General features: G+C 53.2%; 21 protein-coding genes. 12 read left to right on the top strand and 9 right to left on the bottom strand.

Translation table 11 applies throughout. The features are described 5' to 3' along the window. Window positions 1-27 precede the first annotated feature (27 nt). The 3 genes from icd (at window position 28) to ACDO57_RS08920 (ending at window position 2,023) form a co-directional block, all read left to right on the top strand. Window positions 28-1,278, top strand: a complete 1,251-nt coding sequence (gene icd / locus ACDO57_RS08930; protein WP_061715519.1) for an NADP-dependent isocitrate dehydrogenase — start codon at window positions 28-30, stop codon at window positions 1,276-1,278. A gap of 77 nt (window positions 1,279-1,355) precedes the next feature. Further along, complete coding sequence (locus tag ACDO57_RS08925) at window positions 1,356-1,703, top strand: DUF1304 domain-containing protein (RefSeq protein ID WP_370883859.1); 348 nt, start codon at window positions 1,356-1,358, stop codon at window positions 1,701-1,703. 74 nt (window positions 1,704-1,777) lie between these two features. Next, window positions 1,778-2,023, top strand: a complete 246-nt coding sequence (locus ACDO57_RS08920) for a DUF2543 family protein (RefSeq protein WP_370883858.1) — start codon at window positions 1,778-1,780, stop codon at window positions 2,021-2,023. Between the two features lie 287 nt (window positions 2,024-2,310). On the opposite strand, the gene ACDO57_RS08915 is transcribed toward ACDO57_RS08920, so the two are convergent. Continuing rightward, window positions 2,311-3,810 (bottom strand): cyclic diguanylate phosphodiesterase, encoded by a 1,500-nt coding sequence (locus tag ACDO57_RS08915; protein ID WP_024908589.1) that lies wholly within the window; start codon window positions 3,808-3,810, stop codon window positions 2,311-2,313. A 235-nt stretch (window positions 3,811-4,045) separates the two neighbouring features. Between ACDO57_RS08915 and ACDO57_RS08910 the strand changes: the two genes are divergently transcribed. From ACDO57_RS08910 to ACDO57_RS08900, 3 genes are all read left to right on the top strand, one after another. Next, window positions 4,046-5,566 (top strand): EAL domain-containing protein, encoded by a 1,521-nt coding sequence (locus ACDO57_RS08910; RefSeq protein WP_081112049.1) that lies wholly within the window; start codon window positions 4,046-4,048, stop codon window positions 5,564-5,566. Window positions 5,567-5,679: 113 nt separating this feature from the next. Further along, window positions 5,680-7,164: a diguanylate cyclase gene (locus ACDO57_RS08905; RefSeq protein WP_370883857.1), complete on the top strand. Its 1,485-nt coding sequence runs from the start codon at window positions 5,680-5,682 to the stop codon at window positions 7,162-7,164. Between the two features lie 113 nt (window positions 7,165-7,277). After that, window positions 7,278-7,526: a GlsB/YeaQ/YmgE family stress response membrane protein gene (locus ACDO57_RS08900; RefSeq protein WP_008500746.1), complete on the top strand. Its 249-nt coding sequence runs from the start codon at window positions 7,278-7,280 to the stop codon at window positions 7,524-7,526. A 129-nt stretch (window positions 7,527-7,655) separates the two neighbouring features. On the opposite strand, the gene ACDO57_RS08895 is transcribed toward ACDO57_RS08900, so the two are convergent. Together ACDO57_RS08895 and ACDO57_RS08890 are read right to left on the bottom strand one after the other, a co-directional pair. Then, a complete protein-coding gene (locus ACDO57_RS08895) occupies window positions 7,656-7,754 on the bottom strand; it encodes a YoaK family small membrane protein (protein ID WP_014883431.1) in 99 nt (32 codons plus the stop codon). Between the two features lie 45 nt (window positions 7,755-7,799). Then, entirely contained in the window at window positions 7,800-8,828 is a 1,029-nt protein-coding gene (locus tag ACDO57_RS08890) for a sensor domain-containing diguanylate cyclase (protein WP_370884125.1), read from the bottom strand. A 309-nt stretch (window positions 8,829-9,137) separates the two neighbouring features. On the opposite strand from ACDO57_RS08890, the gene ACDO57_RS08885 reads away from it, so the two are divergent. Further along, window positions 9,138-9,392, top strand: coding sequence for a DUF333 domain-containing protein (locus tag ACDO57_RS08885; RefSeq protein ID WP_024908585.1), 255 nt, complete (start codon window positions 9,138-9,140; stop codon window positions 9,390-9,392). An 80-nt stretch (window positions 9,393-9,472) separates the two neighbouring features. Further along, a complete protein-coding gene (locus tag ACDO57_RS08880; RefSeq protein ID WP_032650897.1) occupies window positions 9,473-9,778 on the top strand; it encodes a periplasmic protein in 306 nt (101 codons plus the stop codon). Here the strand turns inward: ACDO57_RS08880 and ACDO57_RS08875 are convergent, their stop codons facing one another. Beyond that, window positions 9,779-10,123 carry a DUF488 domain-containing protein gene (locus ACDO57_RS08875; RefSeq protein ID WP_032650899.1) on the bottom strand — a complete coding sequence of 115 codons (345 nt, stop codon included), beginning with the start codon at window positions 10,121-10,123 and terminating at the stop codon, window positions 9,779-9,781. It lies immediately after the preceding gene. Between the two features lie 101 nt (window positions 10,124-10,224). On the opposite strand from ACDO57_RS08875, the gene ACDO57_RS08870 reads away from it, so the two are divergent. Then, window positions 10,225-10,932 (top strand): CTP synthase, encoded by a 708-nt coding sequence (locus ACDO57_RS08870; protein ID WP_061715518.1) that lies wholly within the window; start codon window positions 10,225-10,227, stop codon window positions 10,930-10,932. Window positions 10,933-10,963: 31 nt separating this feature from the next. Here the strand turns inward: ACDO57_RS08870 and ACDO57_RS08865 are convergent, their stop codons facing one another. Next, window positions 10,964-12,151 (bottom strand): CynX/NimT family MFS transporter, encoded by a 1,188-nt coding sequence (locus tag ACDO57_RS08865; protein ID WP_024908581.1) that lies wholly within the window; start codon window positions 12,149-12,151, stop codon window positions 10,964-10,966. A 99-nt stretch (window positions 12,152-12,250) separates the two neighbouring features. Between ACDO57_RS08865 and ACDO57_RS08860 the strand changes: the two genes are divergently transcribed. Beyond that, entirely contained in the window at window positions 12,251-13,042 is a 792-nt protein-coding gene (locus ACDO57_RS08860; protein WP_048990780.1) for a helix-turn-helix domain-containing protein, read from the top strand. Here the strand turns inward: ACDO57_RS08860 and ACDO57_RS08855 are convergent. After that, entirely contained in the window at window positions 13,026-13,472 is a 447-nt protein-coding gene (locus tag ACDO57_RS08855; protein ID WP_024908579.1) for a DUF441 domain-containing protein, read from the bottom strand. The genes ACDO57_RS08860 and ACDO57_RS08855 overlap by 17 nt on opposite strands. A 145-nt stretch (window positions 13,473-13,617) precedes the next feature. Between ACDO57_RS08855 and yoaI the strand changes: the two genes are divergently transcribed. After that, window positions 13,618-13,722, top strand: coding sequence for a small membrane protein YoaI (gene yoaI / locus ACDO57_RS08850; RefSeq protein ID WP_010430055.1), 105 nt, complete (start codon window positions 13,618-13,620; stop codon window positions 13,720-13,722). Window positions 13,723-13,742: 20 nt separating this feature from the next. Here yoaI and ACDO57_RS08845 read toward each other — a convergent pair whose 3' ends face one another. The 3 genes from ACDO57_RS08845 to yeaG all read right to left on the bottom strand — a co-directional run bounded on the left by ACDO57_RS08845 (window position 13,743) and on the right by yeaG (window position 17,634). Continuing rightward, entirely contained in the window at window positions 13,743-14,243 is a 501-nt protein-coding gene (locus tag ACDO57_RS08845) for a YbaK/prolyl-tRNA synthetase associated domain-containing protein (protein ID WP_047651996.1), read from the bottom strand. 98 nt (window positions 14,244-14,341) lie between these two features. Continuing rightward, the gene (locus ACDO57_RS08840) at window positions 14,342-15,625 is read right to left on the bottom strand and encodes a YeaH/YhbH family protein (protein WP_148769065.1); all 1,284 of its coding nucleotides are present in this window, start codon (window positions 15,623-15,625) and stop codon (window positions 14,342-14,344) included. A 74-nt stretch (window positions 15,626-15,699) separates the two neighbouring features. After that, window positions 15,700-17,634, bottom strand: a complete 1,935-nt coding sequence (gene yeaG / locus ACDO57_RS08835; RefSeq protein WP_008500713.1) for a protein kinase YeaG — start codon at window positions 17,632-17,634, stop codon at window positions 15,700-15,702. 430 nt (window positions 17,635-18,064) lie between these two features. Here yeaG and ACDO57_RS08830 point away from each other — a divergent pair, with 430 nt between their 5' ends. Then, window positions 18,065-18,811 carry a MipA/OmpV family protein gene (locus tag ACDO57_RS08830; RefSeq protein ID WP_370883856.1) on the top strand — a complete coding sequence of 249 codons (747 nt, stop codon included), beginning with the start codon at window positions 18,065-18,067 and terminating at the stop codon, window positions 18,809-18,811. Window positions 18,812-18,860: the final 49 nt, after the last annotated feature.

Raw genomic sequence — 18,860 nt, 5'->3', positions numbered from 1 at the left:
AACCAGAAGCGCTCGAAGGAGAGGTTAATGGAAAGCAAAGTAGTTGTTCCGGCGGAAGGTAAAAAGATCACCCTGCAAAACGGCAAGATTAACGTTCCTCACAATCCGATTATCCCGTTCATCGAAGGTGACGGTATCGGTGTAGACGTTACCCCGGCAATGCTGAAAGTGGTTGATGCCGCTGTTGAGAAAGCCTACAAAGGCGAGCGTAAAATTTCCTGGATGGAAATTTACACCGGTGAGAAATCTACTCAAGTTTATGGCCAGGACGTCTGGCTGCCAGCAGAAACGCTGGACCTGATCCGCGACTACCGCGTTGCTATTAAAGGCCCACTGACGACGCCAGTTGGCGGCGGTATCCGTTCCCTGAACGTGGCACTGCGTCAGGAGCTGGACCTGTACGTGTGTCTGCGTCCGGTTCGTTACTATCAGGGCACCCCTAGCCCGGTTAAGCACCCTGAACTGACCGATATGGTTATCTTCCGCGAAAACTCAGAAGACATCTACGCGGGTATCGAATGGAAAGCGGACTCTGCTGAAGCAGAAAAAGTGATTAAATTCCTGCGCGAAGAGATGGGCGTGAAGAAAATTCGCTTCCCTGAGCATTGCGGTATCGGCATTAAGCCGTGCTCCGAAGAAGGGACCAAGCGTCTGGTGCGTGCAGCTATCGAATATGCAATCACCAACGACCGTGACTCTGTGACCCTGGTTCACAAAGGCAACATCATGAAGTTCACCGAAGGCGCGTTCAAAGACTGGGGTTACCAGTTGGCGAAAGAAGAGTTCGGCGGTGAGCTGATCGACGGCGGCCCATGGCAGAAGATCAAGAACCCGAACACCGGCAAAGAGATCATCATTAAAGATGTGATCGCCGATGCGTTCCTGCAGCAGATCCTGCTGCGTCCAGCAGAATACGACGTGATTGCCTGTATGAACCTGAACGGTGACTACATCTCTGACGCCCTGGCAGCACAGGTTGGCGGTATCGGTATCGCCCCAGGCGCGAACATCGGTGACGAGTGCGCCCTGTTCGAAGCGACCCACGGTACTGCACCAAAATACGCAGGTCAGGACAAAGTGAACCCAGGCTCAATCATCCTGTCCGCAGAGATGATGCTGCGCCACATGGAATGGTTCGAAGCCGCAGACCTGATCGTTAAAGGTATGGAAGGCGCGATTAACGCGAAAACCGTAACTTACGATTTCGAACGTCTGATGGAAGGCGCTAAGCTGCTGAAATGTTCAGAGTTTGGCGACGCGATTATCGCGAACATGTAATCCAGTTTCTGGGTTAAACAAGAGCGGGGGCCTGAGGGTTCCCGTTTTTTTTGCCTCTGCCTACGGGAGACAACACGATGCTAGCTACTGTCCTTATCGCTGTCGTTGCACTCATCCATCTCTACATTCTTGTGCTGGAAATGTTCCTGTGGAATACCAAAACAGGGCACAAGGCCTTTAATCTGCATCCCGACTTTGCGCGCGACACCCGCGTGCTGGCTGCAAATCAGGGGCTTTATAACGGTTTTCTGGCGGCCGGCCTGCTCTGGAGCCTCTGGCTCGGCGAAAAGGGGAGTCAGGTGGCCATCTTCTTCCTGGCCTGCGTGTTGATTGCCGGACTTTTTGGCGCGGCCACCGCCAGTCGAAAAATTTTGTATGTACAGGCCGTGCCCGCACTCGCTGCGCTGCTTGCGTTACTTATCTGAAGCAATGCTTTGGTTGAGATAACGCGTCCGATATACTCGTGACGTTACCCTTAAAGGCCAGAGACGAGACTGTTATGAATAACGATATCCCACTGAAATATTATGACATTGCCGAGGAGTATGCGACGGAAGCCGCACAGAAAGTTGCGGAGTCAGAACTCGACGTGCTGGCACATTATTTCCAGCTGCTGCTCACCCGTTTATCGAATAATGAGGAGATCAGCGAGGAGGCTCAGCAGGAGATGGCCGCTGAGGCCGGGATCCGTGCGGGTCGTATTGATGATATTGCGAATTTCCTCAATCAGTGGGGAAATGAATAGTCTGCTTTAAAAACCGTTATGCTGATGCTTTGCGATACAGCTCAGCATCACGCTATCGGACCACATGCATTTTTTCCGCAGAATATGCGAAGCAGGTTTGTCGATAAACAGCACGAAAATCACGGTCAGAAAAAAGAGTACCACTGGAAAAAGTAAGGATAATTTCACGTTTTTAACCAAAATAAGAGTGTGTTTCCGGGGAATCTACCATCTGATTGTGACGACTATATGTTTTTGCGTAAAAAATGGAAACGCCAAATCTAAAAAAGGTCACGGCAGGCTTCTGGTTACGGTGCGACACCGGTGAGTCGTTTCGCCAGCTCGCTCCGGGTGAGTGCTTTTGAAAAATACCATCCCTGAATCAGCGCATCGGGATATCGGCTCGCAATAAAGCGATACTGAACTTCATTTTCCACGCCCTCGAAAACAAGCGTTTTATTCAACTTCGCGAGGGCATCGCTGAAGATAGCAAAGATGTTTTGCTTATAATGTTCGCTGATGCCATCCACCAGTGACTTATCGATTTTAATCTCATCATATTCAAGCAGCGACAGGCGGGCGAGGTTTGAATTTTGCACGCCAAAATCATCTATTGATATTTTAACGCCGAGCGACTTGAGCTCCTGACAGAACCCCTCGAGGATATCTGCCGTGGAAACGGCTTTCTCAGAAAGTTCGACCTTCATCAGAGAAAGGGGAAAGTGATTGGCTAAACACGCTCGACGCAAAATGTTAATGAACTGCCCATCTTCAATTTCCTTCCGCCCAACGTTAATGGAGACGATCAGCTGATGTTTAATCGCCAGCGGGGCAATTTCTGAGAGGGATTTTTCGATAATATTATTATAATATTTTTTATACAGACCGATTTTTTTTATTAATGGGATAAACAGCTCCGGAGAGACGTCCCCATGCTTTTGGTCGCGCCATCGCGACAGAACTTCTACACCCACGATTTTTTGATCGTGAATGCGGATAATAGGCTGGTAGTTAACGCTGATGGTATTGGTCAGGACGGCCTTGATCAGCGTACGTTCCAGAGAAAAACGATCTTCATAGATACGGAAGATAAATAACGTTATCGCGACCCAGATAAAAAAGAGTATGACCGTGAGAAACGAAAAGATAAACAGGGGTAACGAGGCCAGCCCTGCATCGTGATGCTTCACGATGACGCACAGGTCCCAGAAGGCGCTGCACTGCGTCAGGGTCAGGGTAAACAACGACGAATGCAGCCAGCTCTGCTGTGTTAGCTCAGGGGAGGTCGTAAAAAAGGTTCTGCCGAAGTCTTTGGTGGTGGTACTCAGAGAATAGCTTGCCGTAACCGGGGTGAATTTATCGTAAGCATAGCGAGTGGTGAAGATAATAATATTATTATAAATTGCCGCATTGCCCGTGAAAAAATCTTTTCTGGAAAACTGCGCCAGAAGAAAGCCTCTCGGCGTTTTATGCAGTTCCGCAGGAAGCGCTACGGGCGTTGCAAGTTTACCCCAAAAAGCAGTACAGACTATTTTTCCCTTCTCGATAAAACCAATATCGTCGAAATAATAGTTATTCAGCGTTATTTGTCTGTAACTATCAAGACTGGTTTTATCACATCCCTGCGTAGTAATGCTTTTAAGGGCCAGCGCTATGCTTTGGGACAGGTCTTCCGAATAATGTAATAGGGTAAGGGATATCTCACGCTGTTTGCTCTTCTGCTGCCCCACGATAACAGCATTGACCGCATAAAGAGACAGGATGACCAGGAGCGTTGAAACGATCGCAACGGCAACGAGTTTTTTCATTTTCCAGTTATCCTGTCCGCTCCCTGATTTGACAAATCTTAACACAGCCAGGGCAAGGCACAAGCCTGATAATCACGTCAGGTGAGCAAATTCGGGCAGGTGAACTCATACGAAAGTATCAGTTTTTTAAGACAATTCTCAGCTAAGCTATTTTCATTGTTATAAGCAATACCGGGTAAGTACAGGCTCTTCTTCCAGAACATCGATGCTTGTTTTTTCTATTAAGGAAAACATCGTGCGCAACGTGATGATCCCTATTCTGAGTGCCTTGTTTCTTTTTCTGAGCGGCATTCTGATTATTAACTGGCAGCTATGGCAGATGGCGAAGGCTAATAATAGTCATACCGCCATGGCAAGTACCCAGAAAATAGAAAATATCCTGGCGGAAGCCGTCAGTGCGGCCAGCACGGCGAAGCGCGTTGCGGAGCAGGGGTGTACCAGCAGCGGACAGCTGGCGCTGGGGACAGAAGCCGCGCTAAAACCGCATCTGCGCGCCATCATGATCCAGCAGCAGGGTAAAATCATCTGTACTTCCCTTCCCGGGAATGGCGTATTGATTGTGCATCCGGAGACGTTACCTGAACATAAATTAATGCTGCTGCCCGGCAATCGACTGGTGAACGGCGTCCCGGTGCTTGTCTTCCAGATGCCCATCGCGGGAGGGCGTGTCATCGTCAGCGTCAGCGATGCGCATTTGCAGGACGTCATCGCGAACGCATCAAACGGCGTTGACCTGGGGTTGGTTGTCGGCAATAGCATGCTTGGGCGCAACGGTGATGTGACCGGCTGGAAAGCGGCCTCGTGGACGGGGTCACTTACGGCATCTACACAATTCCCCTTTAGTCTGGCCTGGCAACCGCCTGTCTTTTTTAGCCTGACGCGGCTGCTGCAACAGGGATGGAGCCTGATACTACTGATTCTCGTGCTATCGGTGGCGGTGGGCATTTTGATCCGCCGTTACAAGGGGAAAAGCACCTCATTTGAAGACGACTTACGTAAGGCCATTTTGCAGGGGGAGATCGTGCCGTATTACCAGCCGATCGTGAACGGTGATACCGGCGGGCTGTATGGCGTTGAAGTCCTGGCAAGATGGAAGCATCCAAAGTCAGGCTTTATTCCACCGGATGTCTTTATTCCGATTGCCGAACGTAGCGGTTTGATTATTCCGCTAACCAAAGGGTTGATGGCGAAAGTGGTGATGCAGCTTAAGCCGCTTTTGCCTAAGCTCCCGGACGGGTTTCATATTGGGGTGAACATCAGCGCCAGACACATCAATGCGCCATCCTTCATCGGTGACTGTCGTGTATTCGGGAAGGGGTTTCAGGGTAAAGAAGTCAAACTGGTTCTCGAGGTGACCGAGCGTGAGCCGCTGATCGATAATCCTCACCTGGTGGAAAACCTTAACATGCTGCATAACGCCGGTTTTGTCATTGCACTGGATGATTTTGGTACCGGCTATTCAGGTCTTTCATGCCTTAATGCGCTTGCCATTGATTATATTAAAATTGATAAAAGCTTTGTGAACCGGGTTTCAGATGAAAAAGACTCAACGATACTGCTGGACTGCGTCATTGACCTGGCGAAAAAACTCTCATTACGCATTGTGGCTGAAGGCGTAGAAACGAAAGCGCAGCTGGAGTATCTCAACCGTAATGAGATTACGCTGTTGCAGGGTTATTATTTTGGTAAGCCCGTCTCCTATATCGATTTTATTAAAGTCATTTTATCTAAGCCCCGGGAGACGGTAAGTTTGTGAAACGAAATTAAGACGAGCTTCTGTTGCATGCTTAAGTGCAATTCATTTTCCTCTTATCCTGAGCTTTGTTACAGTGACAAGAGTTGTCAGCCAGGGATGTCAGGCGTGATAAGGTGGAAAAGCTCGTGCATGTGAAAAATACTTTTTACACAACAACCATTACCGTCATCATTGTCTCATTGATCATCTCGCTGTCGCTTGCCGTCCAAATTGCCACGTCCAGACAGCAGTCAATCCAGCAAATTAATACCAGCGTCGCTAACCTGAGCCATACCCTTGATGTCTACACCGAGGGGATCATGCGCCAGAGTGAAATGTTAATTACTACCGTTTCCGACATAATCGAAATTTATGGCATGACCCCGCAGCAGGCGACCCATATTCAGCGGATGATAAATAATCAGGATAATCTCCTTACCCAGATAAATAATGTGGTTGTTTACGATGCTCAGGGCGATATCTTTACCGCGTTGCACGAAACTTTTACGGGCCCACGCAAAGGATCGGACAGGTCATTTTTTATCTATCACAAGGAAAATAAAAATCAGCAGATTTTTATTGGCGAGCCCGTAGTCAGCAGAACCAATGGTAAATGGGTCATCACCATTAGTCGGCGCCTTGAAACCCACACCGGGGCATTTAACGGTGTCGTGGTGGTGACCCTGGGTATCGAAAATTTTCTCGCGCTCTACGGGCAGATTAATATTGGTCACGCGGGCGTCATTGGCCTGACAACAGAGTCAGGCGTGCTGCTGGTCCGTTATCCTTTTAAAAATACCTATATTGGCACGATTGTTTCCGATTCACCGCTCTTCAGGAAATACCTCAAGGTACAAAATACCGGGATAGCCAGTTCCATTTCGCGGTTTGATAAAATCGAACGCATTTATGCCTATGAGAAAAACAGACGCTACGGGCTGGTCACCACCGTGGCCGTCAGCATTGATGAGGCCCTTGCGCCCTGGCGCAAGCAGGCGATTCAGCTGGCGGTACTCATTTTCGTGTTCACGGCGATACTCATCGTCGCGTCATACTTTCTGTATTCCGACTTATCCAGAAAAACCAGAGATAACAAGGCGCTGAAGATTATCGCCTCTGAGGATGCGCTGACCGGGCTTTACAACCGTCGCATTTTTGATGAAAAAATCCTCTCGGAAATCGCGCTTTGTGCCGCGCATGATGCACCGATTTCGATACTGATTGTGGACGTGGACTTCTTCAAAAAATACAACGATAACTACGGCCATCCGGAAGGGGACCGCTGTCTGGCGCTGCTGGGAAACAGTCTCAGGGAGAGTCTTACTCGTGGTAATCAGATCGTGGCGCGCTACGGCGGAGAGGAGTTTGCGCTGATATTACCTGATACGGACATCCAGGAAGCGCTTCGTCTGGCCCAGACGATTATTCGCAACGTGTTCTCGCTGCAAATCGCCCATGCCTTTAGCCCCTTTGGGCGGGTAACGGTCAGCGTCGGAATTTCTACCGCACGTGCCGTCGACATCGCGGGCAGCCAGCAGAATATCATTATCGCCGCTGACCAGGCGCTCTATCAGGCAAAACGCGCGGGACGTAACCGGTACGCGTTTGTTGGGGTATGACAGGAGAAAAACCACATAGAGTGATGCTTATCACAAATTTCCTTTCTCAGATCCTGTGCTATTCTTTTTTGTGTCGTTGATTTAATGACAAAAACCATACAGAGAGGAAAGTTATGGGAATTTTATCCTGGATTATCTTTGGGCTTATTGCGGGTATTCTGGCGAAGTGGATCATGCCGGGCAAAGATGGCGGTGGGTTTATCGTCACCGTAATACTGGGTATTGTCGGCGCGGTAGTCGGCGGCTGGATCAGTACGCTGTTCGGTTTTGGCAAGGTCGATGGCTTTAACTTCGGCAGTTTCGCCGTCGCGGTGATCGGTGCGCTGGTTGTTCTGTTTATCTACAGAAAGATCAAAAGCTAAGTTCTGAAAGCGATGAAAAAGGCTGCCGGATGGCGGCCTTTTTACGTATCGGGTTTACCACCAGCCAAGCTGCGCGCCGGCAAACGCCGCAATGGCAACGATCAGCATAATGACGGTTGTCTTCCGCATTTATGCCCCCGGAGCCGCGTAGCCGCCGACAAAAAACCACGCTAAAAAAACCACCGCCGTTATAAATATAACGACCGGGAAGAGGATCCCTATTCTCATACCATCACCTGTTTCGGTTTCAATAACGCCGTAGAGTGTACGGGGTTAATCCATAGTGAGAAAGCGTGTTTTGCTTTTTCCTTTCTTATCCTGATACATCGCCACATCCGCGGCGCGTAACGCGCTGTCAGGATCGGTTGCGGCAGGGTCCACTTCGATAACGCCGAAGCTGGCGCCCGGATAAATAATATGAACGCTGCCCAGCCAGTATTCGCCGGCGATGCAGGCGCTGAGGCGCGTTTTGAGCAACGTAAGCTGCGCGTTATCCCCGTCCTGGTGGGGCTGGCTCAGCGACGCGACCAGAAATTCATCCCCGCCCAGACGACCGATAATATCGTCCTGCTGTTTCTCTTCGGTCAAACGCTTGCCCACTTCTATCAGGAACTGGTCGCCAGCCTCGTGGCCGTAACGATCGTTAATCAGCTTGAAATCATCCAGATCGATAAATGCGATGATGGCGTTACGCTTCAGGTGTCGGGCCAGAGAAAAGAGGGTGGTCAGATCTTCAAAAATGGCGCGACGGTTGGGTAAACCGGTAAGGGCATCCGTATAGGAGTGCGCGATGAGGGCCGCATTGGCTTCGCGAAGCTGGGTCACCAGCGATTCTTTCTGAATCGACTGGGCAATCAGCCCGGCGAAGAGCTTCAGAACCTGTTCACCGCGCTCGCTCAGCGGCTTTCTGGCCGTGCTGGTGGCGCAGAGCGTTCCGTAAAGTGAACCATCCGCAAGATGGACTGGAATACTCATGTAGGTGGTAATGCCAAGCGCTTTTGCAGCTTCACACTCGGGCCAGCGTTCGGGCACGTCGTTGCTGAACAGCGTGTCACTGTCCAGCGCGCGTTTGCACAGCGTCTCATCCCATGGGACGCTCAACCCCTCCGGGATCGTCATCTGTTTGCTGTTGCGGGCATAGAGGATGTGCTGCAGCCGCGCCTCGATATCCACCTTCGTCAGGTAGGTCGACTCCATGTCGGTGACAATCTCCAGCATCTCCAGCAGCTGGCGAACGAGGCTTTCAAGGGATTGCTCGGTGGCAAGGGTTTCTGAAACGCGAGCGAGGATAAGATCCGACATGACGTAGAATGACTCCCAGGCAGAAGACGTCTGCATCTGCATGTTATGCTGAGTTTTTAGGCTTCTGGCATAGTAAAACATGAATACAGAAAATTTAATATATGCAGGGAGCGGGCAGCAGGATAGAAAAAAAGCCCCGTTGTTGAGACCGGGGCAAAGACATCTTGATTACGGAATGATGTTCTCTGGTCATATCGAGAACATGCCACACTATAGTGCTGAAAAGTGCAGTTAAAATGGAGAAATCATGGAGAACGCGGCGATGACCCGTTACCCTTAGACTGTCATGATGTCACAAGGATCAATGAGATGAGATTTCTGCTTCTGGCGCTGGCGCTTCCCCTAGCCGCCTGCACCGCAAAAACCACGCCACCCGATGCACCGAAACCGCCGCACGTTATCGGTATGGCGAACCCGGCCTCCGTCTACTGCCTGGAGAAAGGCGGGGAACAGATCCCGGTTCAAAGTCCGCAGGGCGTTCGCACCGAGTGCAAATTACCGGGCGGCGAAGTGATCGATGAATGGACGCTCTATCGTCGCGATCATCCACAACCCACCAGGTGACAGACGGATACCGCCTGCGATACACTTCTCTTTAGGATTAATCTTAGCCAGTTTCTGGCGTTCGTTTCCGCGAGAGAAGTATGTTTCAGCTAAAACCGGGCAGCATGGCGATGATCGTGGGTGCCCGCACGGCGTCAGGCCGTCGAAATATTGGTAAATCTGTTGAGCTGTTTGGCCTGTGCCAGCCTGGCCTGCGCTTCGTTAACCCGGTCAACGGCGTGATGACGCAATTACCGACCACCGCAGATCGTGCGCTCTGGCTGGTGACGGGGGATGTCTACGCCTTTGACAATCAGCACGGCTTTGCGTTTGTCCGCGCCGAACATCTGATGCCGCTCACCCCCGATGAAGCGCCGCAAATCCTCGATGAGCTGGCGATCGGCTGATCACAGGTGGCGCAGCCAGTCGGCTAAGACCAGGGCGTGATTTTGCTCCGTGTTTTTGGCAGCAAAGAGCAGGGTGACGGTCTGCCTGTGCGCCAGCGTTGCCAGACGCACGCCCTCGTCAGCATGCTGCGCCAGCTCTTCCCGATAGGCCTGACTGAAGGCGGCGAAATCAATGGTTTCGCTATGAAAGGCCTTGCGTAGTTCAGTTGAGGGCGTGAGCGCTTTACACCATTCGTCATACGCGAGGTCCGTTTTCTTAACACCGCGCGGCCACAGCCTGTCCACCAGTACCCGATAGCCGTCGTCAGGGCCTGCCTGTTCGTACACGCGTTTGCATTGAATCATGATTCCACCCTCCCAATTTAAGGTATTGTGATAATTGCAAAAGATCGGTAGTCTGAGGTTCCTTATGTTATCTGATAATACTCTGGCATAAGGAACCTTTCATGGAACACCTCCCGGTTAAAACGACGCTGCGCATTGCGCTGGTTGGCGATTACAATCCCAGTGTAATTGCGCATCAGGCGATCCCGCTGGCCATCGACGACGCCGCCGCAGTGCTTGACCTCACCGCCGATTACGACTGGCTTGCCACCACGGAGCTGACAAGCCCTGAAGATCTGGTGGGCTACGATGCCATCTGGCTGGTACCCGCCAGCCCCTATAAAAACACCGAGGCCGCTTTTATCGCCGCGCGCTATGCCCGTGAAAACAGCATCCCGTTCCTGGGCACCTGCGGCGGGTTCCAGCATGCGCTGATTGAGTATGCCCGAAACGTGCTGGGCTGGGCTGATGCGGCACACGCTGAGACGGATACCGAAGGCACCATGGTGATTGCGCCGCTGACCTGCTCGCTGGTGGAAAAAACCGATGCGATTGAACTGCGCAAAAATACGCTGATCGCCAAAGCGTACGGCAAGCCGGAAATTGAAGAGGGATATCACTGTAACTATGGCGTGTCGCCGGCGTTTGCGCAGGCGCTGGAAAGCGGTGATATGCATGTTACGGGCTGGGACGACCAGGGAGAAATTCGCGCCGCAGAACTGGTCACGCACCCGTTCTTCGTGATCACCTTATTCCAGCACGAGCGTGGTGCGCTGGAAGGACGTCCGGTCGTGCTGGTGCAGGCGATGCTGCGCGCGGCCCGCGGTTAAAAAAGGCAGACCCGAGGGTCTGCCACACTGTTTAACGGGGCGCGATCTCCCGGTCTCGCCCGGCTAAGATGCCGCAGAGGGCCATTATCACCGCGGCCAGGGCGCAGCCCAGAAGCGGGATCCGCCAGTCTCCTGCGCTATCGTGAATTTTCCCCATCAGCGGAGGGCCGCAGGCGGCGAGCAGATAGCCAATCGACTGCGCCATGCCGGACAGCGCCGCAGCCTGGTGCGCGGAGCTGGCGCGCAGACCGATGAACGTCAGGCCGAGGATCATCGTTGCTCCTGTGCCAAAGCCAAACACCAGCGTCCACATCACCGCCATGCCTGGCATAAACCATAATCCCGCCGCGCTTATCGCGCACAGCAGCGCCACTGCGCCTGCAATGGCCCGCTGATCTTTCAGACGGTGGAGGATCAGCGGAACGGCGAGTCCCGGCACGGCCGTGGCCAGCTGCAGCAGACCGTGCACCGAGCCGGCCTGCGCTTCGCTGTAGCCGTGGCTCAGCAGTATCGCCGGCAGCCAGCCGATGATGACGTAGTAAATCAGCGAGTTAATCCCTAAAAAGAGCGTCACCTGCCAGGCGAGCGCCGAGCGCCAGATGGCGCGATTATGCAGCGCGCCAGCGCCCGTCACCGCTGCAACGTGTTTCTGACGCCACTGGGGTAACCAGAGCAGCAGCGCGACCAGCGGAAACGCCATCAGCATCAGCAGGGCGCCATGCCAGCCCGCGTTCCCCTGCGCCAGGGGAACAATCATCGCTGATCCAAACGCCGCCGAGACGCCCATCGTCAGGGAATAAGCACCGGTGAGCTTCGCCACCTGCCCCGGAAAGTCACGCTTAATTAATCCGGGTAACAGCACATTTCCGAGCGCAATACCGCAGCCAATGACCGCCGTACCGATAAACAGCAGCGCGGCGGAAGGCAGAGAGCGAACCGCAATCCCGGCGCAAATCAGCAGCAGGGCGATAAACAGGCTGCGCTCCATGCCGATACGTCGGGCAACGCCTGCGGCGAGCGGCGAGACGAGGGCGAAAGCCAGCAGGGGCAAGGTGGTCAGCAGACCGGTTTGCGCCGTGCTTAAGCCATAATCAAGACGAATAGTGTCGAGCAGCGGCGCTGCGCCGGTAAAGGTGACGCGAAGCGTAGTGGCAATCATCAGGATGCCTGCAATCAACAGCGCGCCGTGTTTTCCTGAGGTGCGAATAGCAGTAGTCATTATGTTCTCATACGTTCAAGCGAGGGCACACAATACCGATTTTCTCAGCGGTTGAAATCAGGCTAAAATGACAGTTTATCGCTAATATCGGACAAACTGATGATTGGTCTGGGACTGGAGGGCTACGATCCTGATAGCCAGTACGATGCGGCCGTCGCATTTCGCATTCAGGTGGTGGCGGAGGAACAATATATTCCCCGGCATCATCACCGTAAGGGGCAGCTGATTCTGGCCCTCGGCGGCGCAATTACCTGCGAAGTGGAAAATGCGATGCTGATGGTTCCGCCTCAGTATGCCGTCTGGATCCCCGGCCAGATGCCGCACAGCAACAGGGCCACGCCGGGCGCGCAGCTCTGCTTTTTGTTTATTGAGCCGGGGGCGGCAAGCTTGCCCGAGCGCTGCTGTACCCTGAAAATCTCTCCTCTGGTGCGGGAGCTGATTTTATCCCTGGCGGAAAAATCGCGTGAGCAGCTTCCTCTTGCGACCACGTCGCGCCTGGTGGACGTCCTGTTTGACGAGCTGCCGCTCCAGCGACAGGAGCACCTGCAGCTGCCCGTCTCGCCCCATCCTAAAATTCGACTGATGAGCGAGAAGATGGCGGAAGAGCCCGCCGCCTGGCAGACGCTGGCGCAGTGGGCGAGCCATTTTGCCATGAGCGAACGCAGCCTGGCGCGGCTGGTGGTGAAAGAGACCGGTTTAAGCTTTCGCCGCTGGCGTCACCAGCTGCAGCTGATCGTGGCGTTACAGCATTTGATTAGTGGGAAATCGGTACAGCAGGTGGCCCAGTCACTGGGCTATGACTCGACCACCGCGTTTATCACCATGTTCAGGAAGGGGCTGGGCCAGACGCCGGCGCGTTATATGGCCAGCCTGACTACGACTTCCCGATAAACAGCGAGACAAGGCCTGCCGCAATCAGCGGGCCGACCGGCACGCCGCGGAAGAGCGCCACGCCCAGCACGGTGCCCACCAGCAGACCCGCCACCAGCGAGGGCTGGCTGCTCATTAGCGTGACGCCGCGTCCGCCCAGCCACGACACAAAAATCCCCACCGCGATCGCCACCAGCGATTTCCAGTTTACGAACGAGTGCAGCAGGGTTGATGCAGGAAGCGTACCGCTGGCGATGGGCGCCATTACCCCGATGGTTAAAATGATTATCCCGATGGTGAGGCCTTGTTTTTCTATCCACGGGAAAAAGGTATTTAGCGGGGTCACGCGTACAATAATAAGCACCAGAATCGAGATGGCGACCGTGGTGTTATGGCTGACAAAGCCGAGCGCGGCGAGTGCCAGAAGAATGAGCAGAGTAGGGTCAAACATAGGGAATCCTTGCCAGAATAATTAACCTGCTTACTGTACGCGCAAACGCGACGCAGGACAGTTTTAAAAAGATTTTATTGTTGTCATAACCTTGTCATTTACGCGGATTAAAACGGAGGCAGATATCGCAAAAGGGGTCGCCATCATGAACGATCACATGTTTGTGGAAACGCTGATTATCTCCTCATCGTTTTTCGCTATTGCCGTTATTCTCGTTGCCTCCGTGCTGTTTCTGGAACGAAAAGGCTGACAGGGCGTCAGCCATTGTAGTTACGCTTTATGGAAAGTTACCAGCTCAGGACGGGCGATGCGCAGGTAATCCTGGGTATCCATAATCACGGATTTCTCCAGCAGGCCAGCGTTAAACGCGATTTCGTCAAAACGCTCGAACAGCAGCGGGTCGGCAACCAGCGCCAAATCAGGATGGAAGCTAAAGGGCGGGATAGCGCCGAAAACGCAGGCGGTCAGGGTATCGACCTCGGCCGGGCTGGCGAGGGAGGCCTTTAGCCCGCCAAAATGACTGGCAAGCTGGCTCAGGTCAGCCTGCAGATCGGCGGCGAGGATCGCCAGAACGTGTTTTTTTACGCCGTTTCCCTTCACCTTGCAGACCAGGGCTTTGGCGCCTTGCCGCAGATCGGTTCCGCGAATTTCACTTACCGCTTCACATTTCCCGACCGCCTCGTGCTCCATGACGCGAAACCGCGCGCCCTGCTCGGTGAGTAAGGTAATCAGTTGCTGGTGGGTTCCTGCTCCAATAACGTCGTCAGTCATAACGATTTCCCGGTGATAATCCAGTATGCAGCGTTTTACATTAGCACGGGATGAGCGGGGGCGAAAGAAAACAGCCAGCGCTTTCGCTGGCTGTTTGATTATGCGTTGCTGGTAGAAGATTGCTTGTGGAACAGCTCCCTGAACACCGGATAAATATCATCCTGGTCACGGATATGCTGCATGGCAAAATTATCGAACATCGATTGCAGATGTTCATACTCCCGCCACAGGGTCTGGTGCGCGCGGCGGGTGATTTCGATATAGCTGTAGTAACGCACCACCGGCAGAATTTTCTTCGCCAGGATCTCGTGACACAGCGGTGAGTCGTCGGCCCAGTTATCGCCGTCCGACGCCTGCGCGGCATAAATATTCCACTGCGACGGGTCGTAACGCTCTTTCACCACTTCATCCATCAGCTTCAGGGCGCTTGAGACGATGGTGCCCCCGGTCTCCTGCGAGTAGAAGAACTCATGCTCATCCACCTCTTTCGCCTGAGTGTGGTGGCGGATATAGACCACCTCCACGTTCTTATAGGTTCTGCTCAGGAACAGATAGAGCAGAATATAAAAACGCTTCGCCATATCCTTGGTTGCCTGATCCATCGAGCCGGACACGTCCATCAGACAGAACATCACCGCCTGGCTGGAGGGCTCAGGGCGTTTTTCGTAGTTCTTGTAGCGCAGGTCGAAGGTGTCGATAAACGGTACCCGTTCGATCTTCGCCCTCAGCTCTGCAATCTCTTTACGCAGGCGCTCCTCTTCCAGCAGTTGCGCCGGTTCCGTGTTTTCCACGACCTTCAGGTTGCTCTCGAGCTCGCGCAGTTCGCGACGTTTGCCTGCCGTCATGGCCGTGCGTCGCGCCAGCGAGTTCTGCAACGAACGCACGACGCTGATGTTGGCGGGCACGCCGTTGGCGGTATAGCCCGCGCGATGGGTTTTATATTCATTAAGCTGACGATGCTGATTCTTTTTCAGATTCGGCAGCGCCAGGTCTTCAAACAGCAGGTCGAGATATTCATCTTTCGAAATCTGGAAGACAAATTCGTCCTGGCCTTCACCGTCCTGGCTGGCCTGTCCCTGACCGCTTCCTGAACCACCTCCGCCGCCCTGAGGGCGCTCAATTCTGTCGTTCTGAACGAAGTGGTCATTACCTGGGTGTACGCGATGGCGCAGGCCACCTCGCCCCTGATGAAACATCGGTTCGCTGATGTCATCGGTGGGGATGGAGACAGACTCGCCGCTGTCGACGTCGGTCACCGAGCGTTTGTTGATGGCCTCGGAGATAGACTGTTTAATTTGCGCTTTATAACGACGCAAGAAGCGCTGGCGGTTCACCGTGCTCTTGTTTTTGCCGTTAAGACGCCGGTCAATAAACCAGGTCATATACCCCCCGTACTGCATTTGCCAACTTGCATTTTGTAGGCCCGGCAGGCGCTAAACGCTGCCGGGCACTTGTTTTAAGACGATTTACGCACGCGCAGGTACCATTCGCAGAGCAGGCGGACCTGTTTGCGGGTGTAGCCTTTTTCCATCATACGGTCGACAAAATCGTCGTGTTTTTTCTGTTCATCGGTTGAGGTTTTGGCGTTAAACGAGATCACCGGCAGCAGCTCTTCGGTATTGGAGAACATTTTCTTCTCAATGACCGTGCGCAGTTTCTCGTAGCTGGTCCAGTTCGGATTGCGCCCGTTGTTATGCGCTCTGGCGCGCAGGACGAAGTTCACAATCTCGTTACGGAAGTCTTTCGGGTTGCTGATCCCGGCAGGCTTCTCGATTTTTTCCAGCTCCGCGTTCAGGGATTCACGGTCAAACAGCTGGCCGGTATCCGGGTCGCGGTACTCCTGATCCTGGATCCAGAAGTCAGCGTAGGTGACATAACGGTCGAAAATGTTCTGCCCGTACTCTGAATAGGATTCCAGGTAGGCCGTCTGGATCTCTTTGCCAATGAACTCGGCGTATTTCGGGATCAGGTAACCTTTGAGGAACTCAAGGTAGCGTTCAGCCTGCTCCTGCGGGAACTGCTCGCGCTCGATTTGCTGTTCCAGCACGTAGAACAGATGAACCGGGTTGGCCGCCACTTCCGCATGGTCGAAGTTAAAGACGCGGGAGAGGATCTTAAACGCGAAACGCGTGGACAGACCGTTCATCCCCTCATCAACCCCGGCATAGTCGCGGTATTCCTGATACGACTTCGCTTTCGGGTCGGTATCTTTCAGGCTTTCACCGTCATAGACGCGCATTTTAGAATAGATGCTGGAGTTTTCCGGCTCTTTCAGACGCGAAAGGATGGAGAAGCGTGACAGCGTTTCCAGCGTGCCGGGCGCGCAGGGGGCATGCACCAGCTCACTGTGGTTAAGCAGTTTCTCGTAAATTTTGATCTCTTCGGAGATCCGCAGGCAATAAGGGACCTTGACGATGTACACGCGGTCAAGGAAGGCCTCATTGTTTTTGTTATTACGGAAGGTCACCCATTCAGATTCGTTCGAGTGGGCGAGAATAATCCCGTTAAACGGCAGGGCGGAGATACCTTCCGTCCCGTTGTAGTTGCCTTCCTGAGTCGCCGTCAGCAGCGGATGCAGCACCTTGATTGGCGCTTTAAACATCTCGACGAACTCCATAATCCCCTGGTTCGCGCGGCACAGCGCGCCCGAGTAACCGTAGGCATCCGGATCGTTTTGCGCGAAGTTTTCCAGCTTACGGATGTCGACTTTACCCACCAGCGCCGATATGTCCTGGTTGTTCTCATCGCCAGGTTCCGTTTTGGCGATGGCGATCTGTTCAAGGATAGACGGCCAGACTTTCACCACGCGGAATTTGGTGATATCGCCACCAAACTCGTGCAGGCGTTTTGCCGCCCACGGCGACATGATGGTGCCGAGATAGCGACGCGGGATGCCATACTCTTTGTCCAGAATCTGCGCATCTTCCTGCGGATTGAACAGGCACAGCGGATGGTCGTTCACCGGGCTGCGTTCACCGTTGGCGCTCAGCACATAGATAGGCACGCGCTGCATCAGCGACTTCAGGCGTTCCGCCAGCGAGGATTTACCGCCGCCCACCGGGCCGAGTAAATAGAGGATCTGTTTCTTCTCTTCCAGACCCTGAGCGGCATGCTTCAGATAGGAGACAATCTGTTCTATGGCATCTTCCATGCCATAGAACTCTTCAAACGCCGGATATCGGGCGACCACCCGATTCGAAAAGAGACGGGAAAGCCGAGGCTCCAGGGCAGTGTCAACCATGTTTGGCTCACCAATAGCCATCAATAGCCGTTCTGCCGCATTGGCATAGGCACTGCGATCTTGCCGACAGATGGTAAGAAACTCCTGCAGTGTGAACTCTTCGTCCTTGGCAGCTTCATAGCGCTGGCGATAGTGATCGAATATATTCATGGCATGCCGTCCTTTCGTTTTTTAGCACAGGATAAGAGCCGTTCGTATGAGTAGTGGAGGCTCCCGGAAGAGAATCTCTCGCACCTCACTGCCAGAGCAGCAACCTGTGTGCCAGGTCAGACGCTAAGAACCGCAGGTGTTCAGGAAAACTCTTCTTAAATTAAAGCGTAGATGGCATTTGCAAAACTTGCATGCCCAGAAAATCTACTTTCAATGACATATCAATAACTCATCCAAAAATTTCCACTGTCGTTATAAGACAAATGCACGTTTTTCATTCAGCGGTCATATAAATGAAAGCAGGCTGTCATCTGATAAGTTAAAAATAATGGGTTAATCAGACTGATTAGCAGGCAAAAAATTTTGGGATGTACGGGAATGGCGGTTACACTTCATCCGCTGATTATTTGACTACAGGAAAGAATGGATTGTGACCAAACTCAAACTTCTGGCATTAGGCATCCTTGCCGCGACCGCAGTGAACACCGCACAGGCGGAAAGTCAGTGGACGGTTGGCGCGGGTGTTGGCGTCATTAACAGCCCGTACAAACAGTATGACCGTGACGTTTATCCTGTTCCCGTTATCACCTATGAGGGCGATAACTTCTGGTTCCGCGGGCTCGGCGGTGGCTACTATCTCTGGAACGATACGGCCGATAAGCTCTCCATCATGGCCTACTACGATCCAACGCACTTCAAGCCGGGTGACAGCGACAGCCACGCGCTTCGCCAGCTCGACAAGCGCAAAAGCTCGATGATGGCCGGGCTCTCATACGTGCATAACACCCAGTATGGCTTCCTGCGTACGGCCCTGGCAGGCGATACGCTGGATAACAGCAACGGCTTTATCTGGGATCTGGCGTGGCTGTACCGCTATACCAACGGTGGTCTGACCCTGACGCCGGGTATTGGTGTGCAGTACAACAGCGAGAACTACAACGACTACTACTATGGCGTGTCTAAAAACGAGTCCCGCCGCAGTGGTCTGAAGAGCTACAGCGCGGATGACGGCTGGGATCCGTACCTGGAGCTGACCGCGAGCTATAACTTCCTCGGCGACTGGAGCGTGTACGGTACCGGCCGCTATGAGCGTCTGAGCGACGAAGTGAAGGATAGCCCGATGGTCGACAAGTCCTGGGCAGGTATTTTCTCTGTCGGCGTGAGCTACAAGTTCTGATTGCGCACTAATATCGTGCAATTGATGCATTAAAACGGGGCGCGCGCGC

The sequence above is a fragment of the Enterobacter cloacae complex sp. 2015409 genome (genome assembly GCF_041365315.1).
GTDB lineage: Bacteria > Pseudomonadota > Gammaproteobacteria > Enterobacterales > Enterobacteriaceae > Enterobacter > Enterobacter pseudoroggenkampii.
Note: the sequence above shows the minus strand (reverse complement) of the source record. Positions and strands in the feature narration are given on the sequence as shown.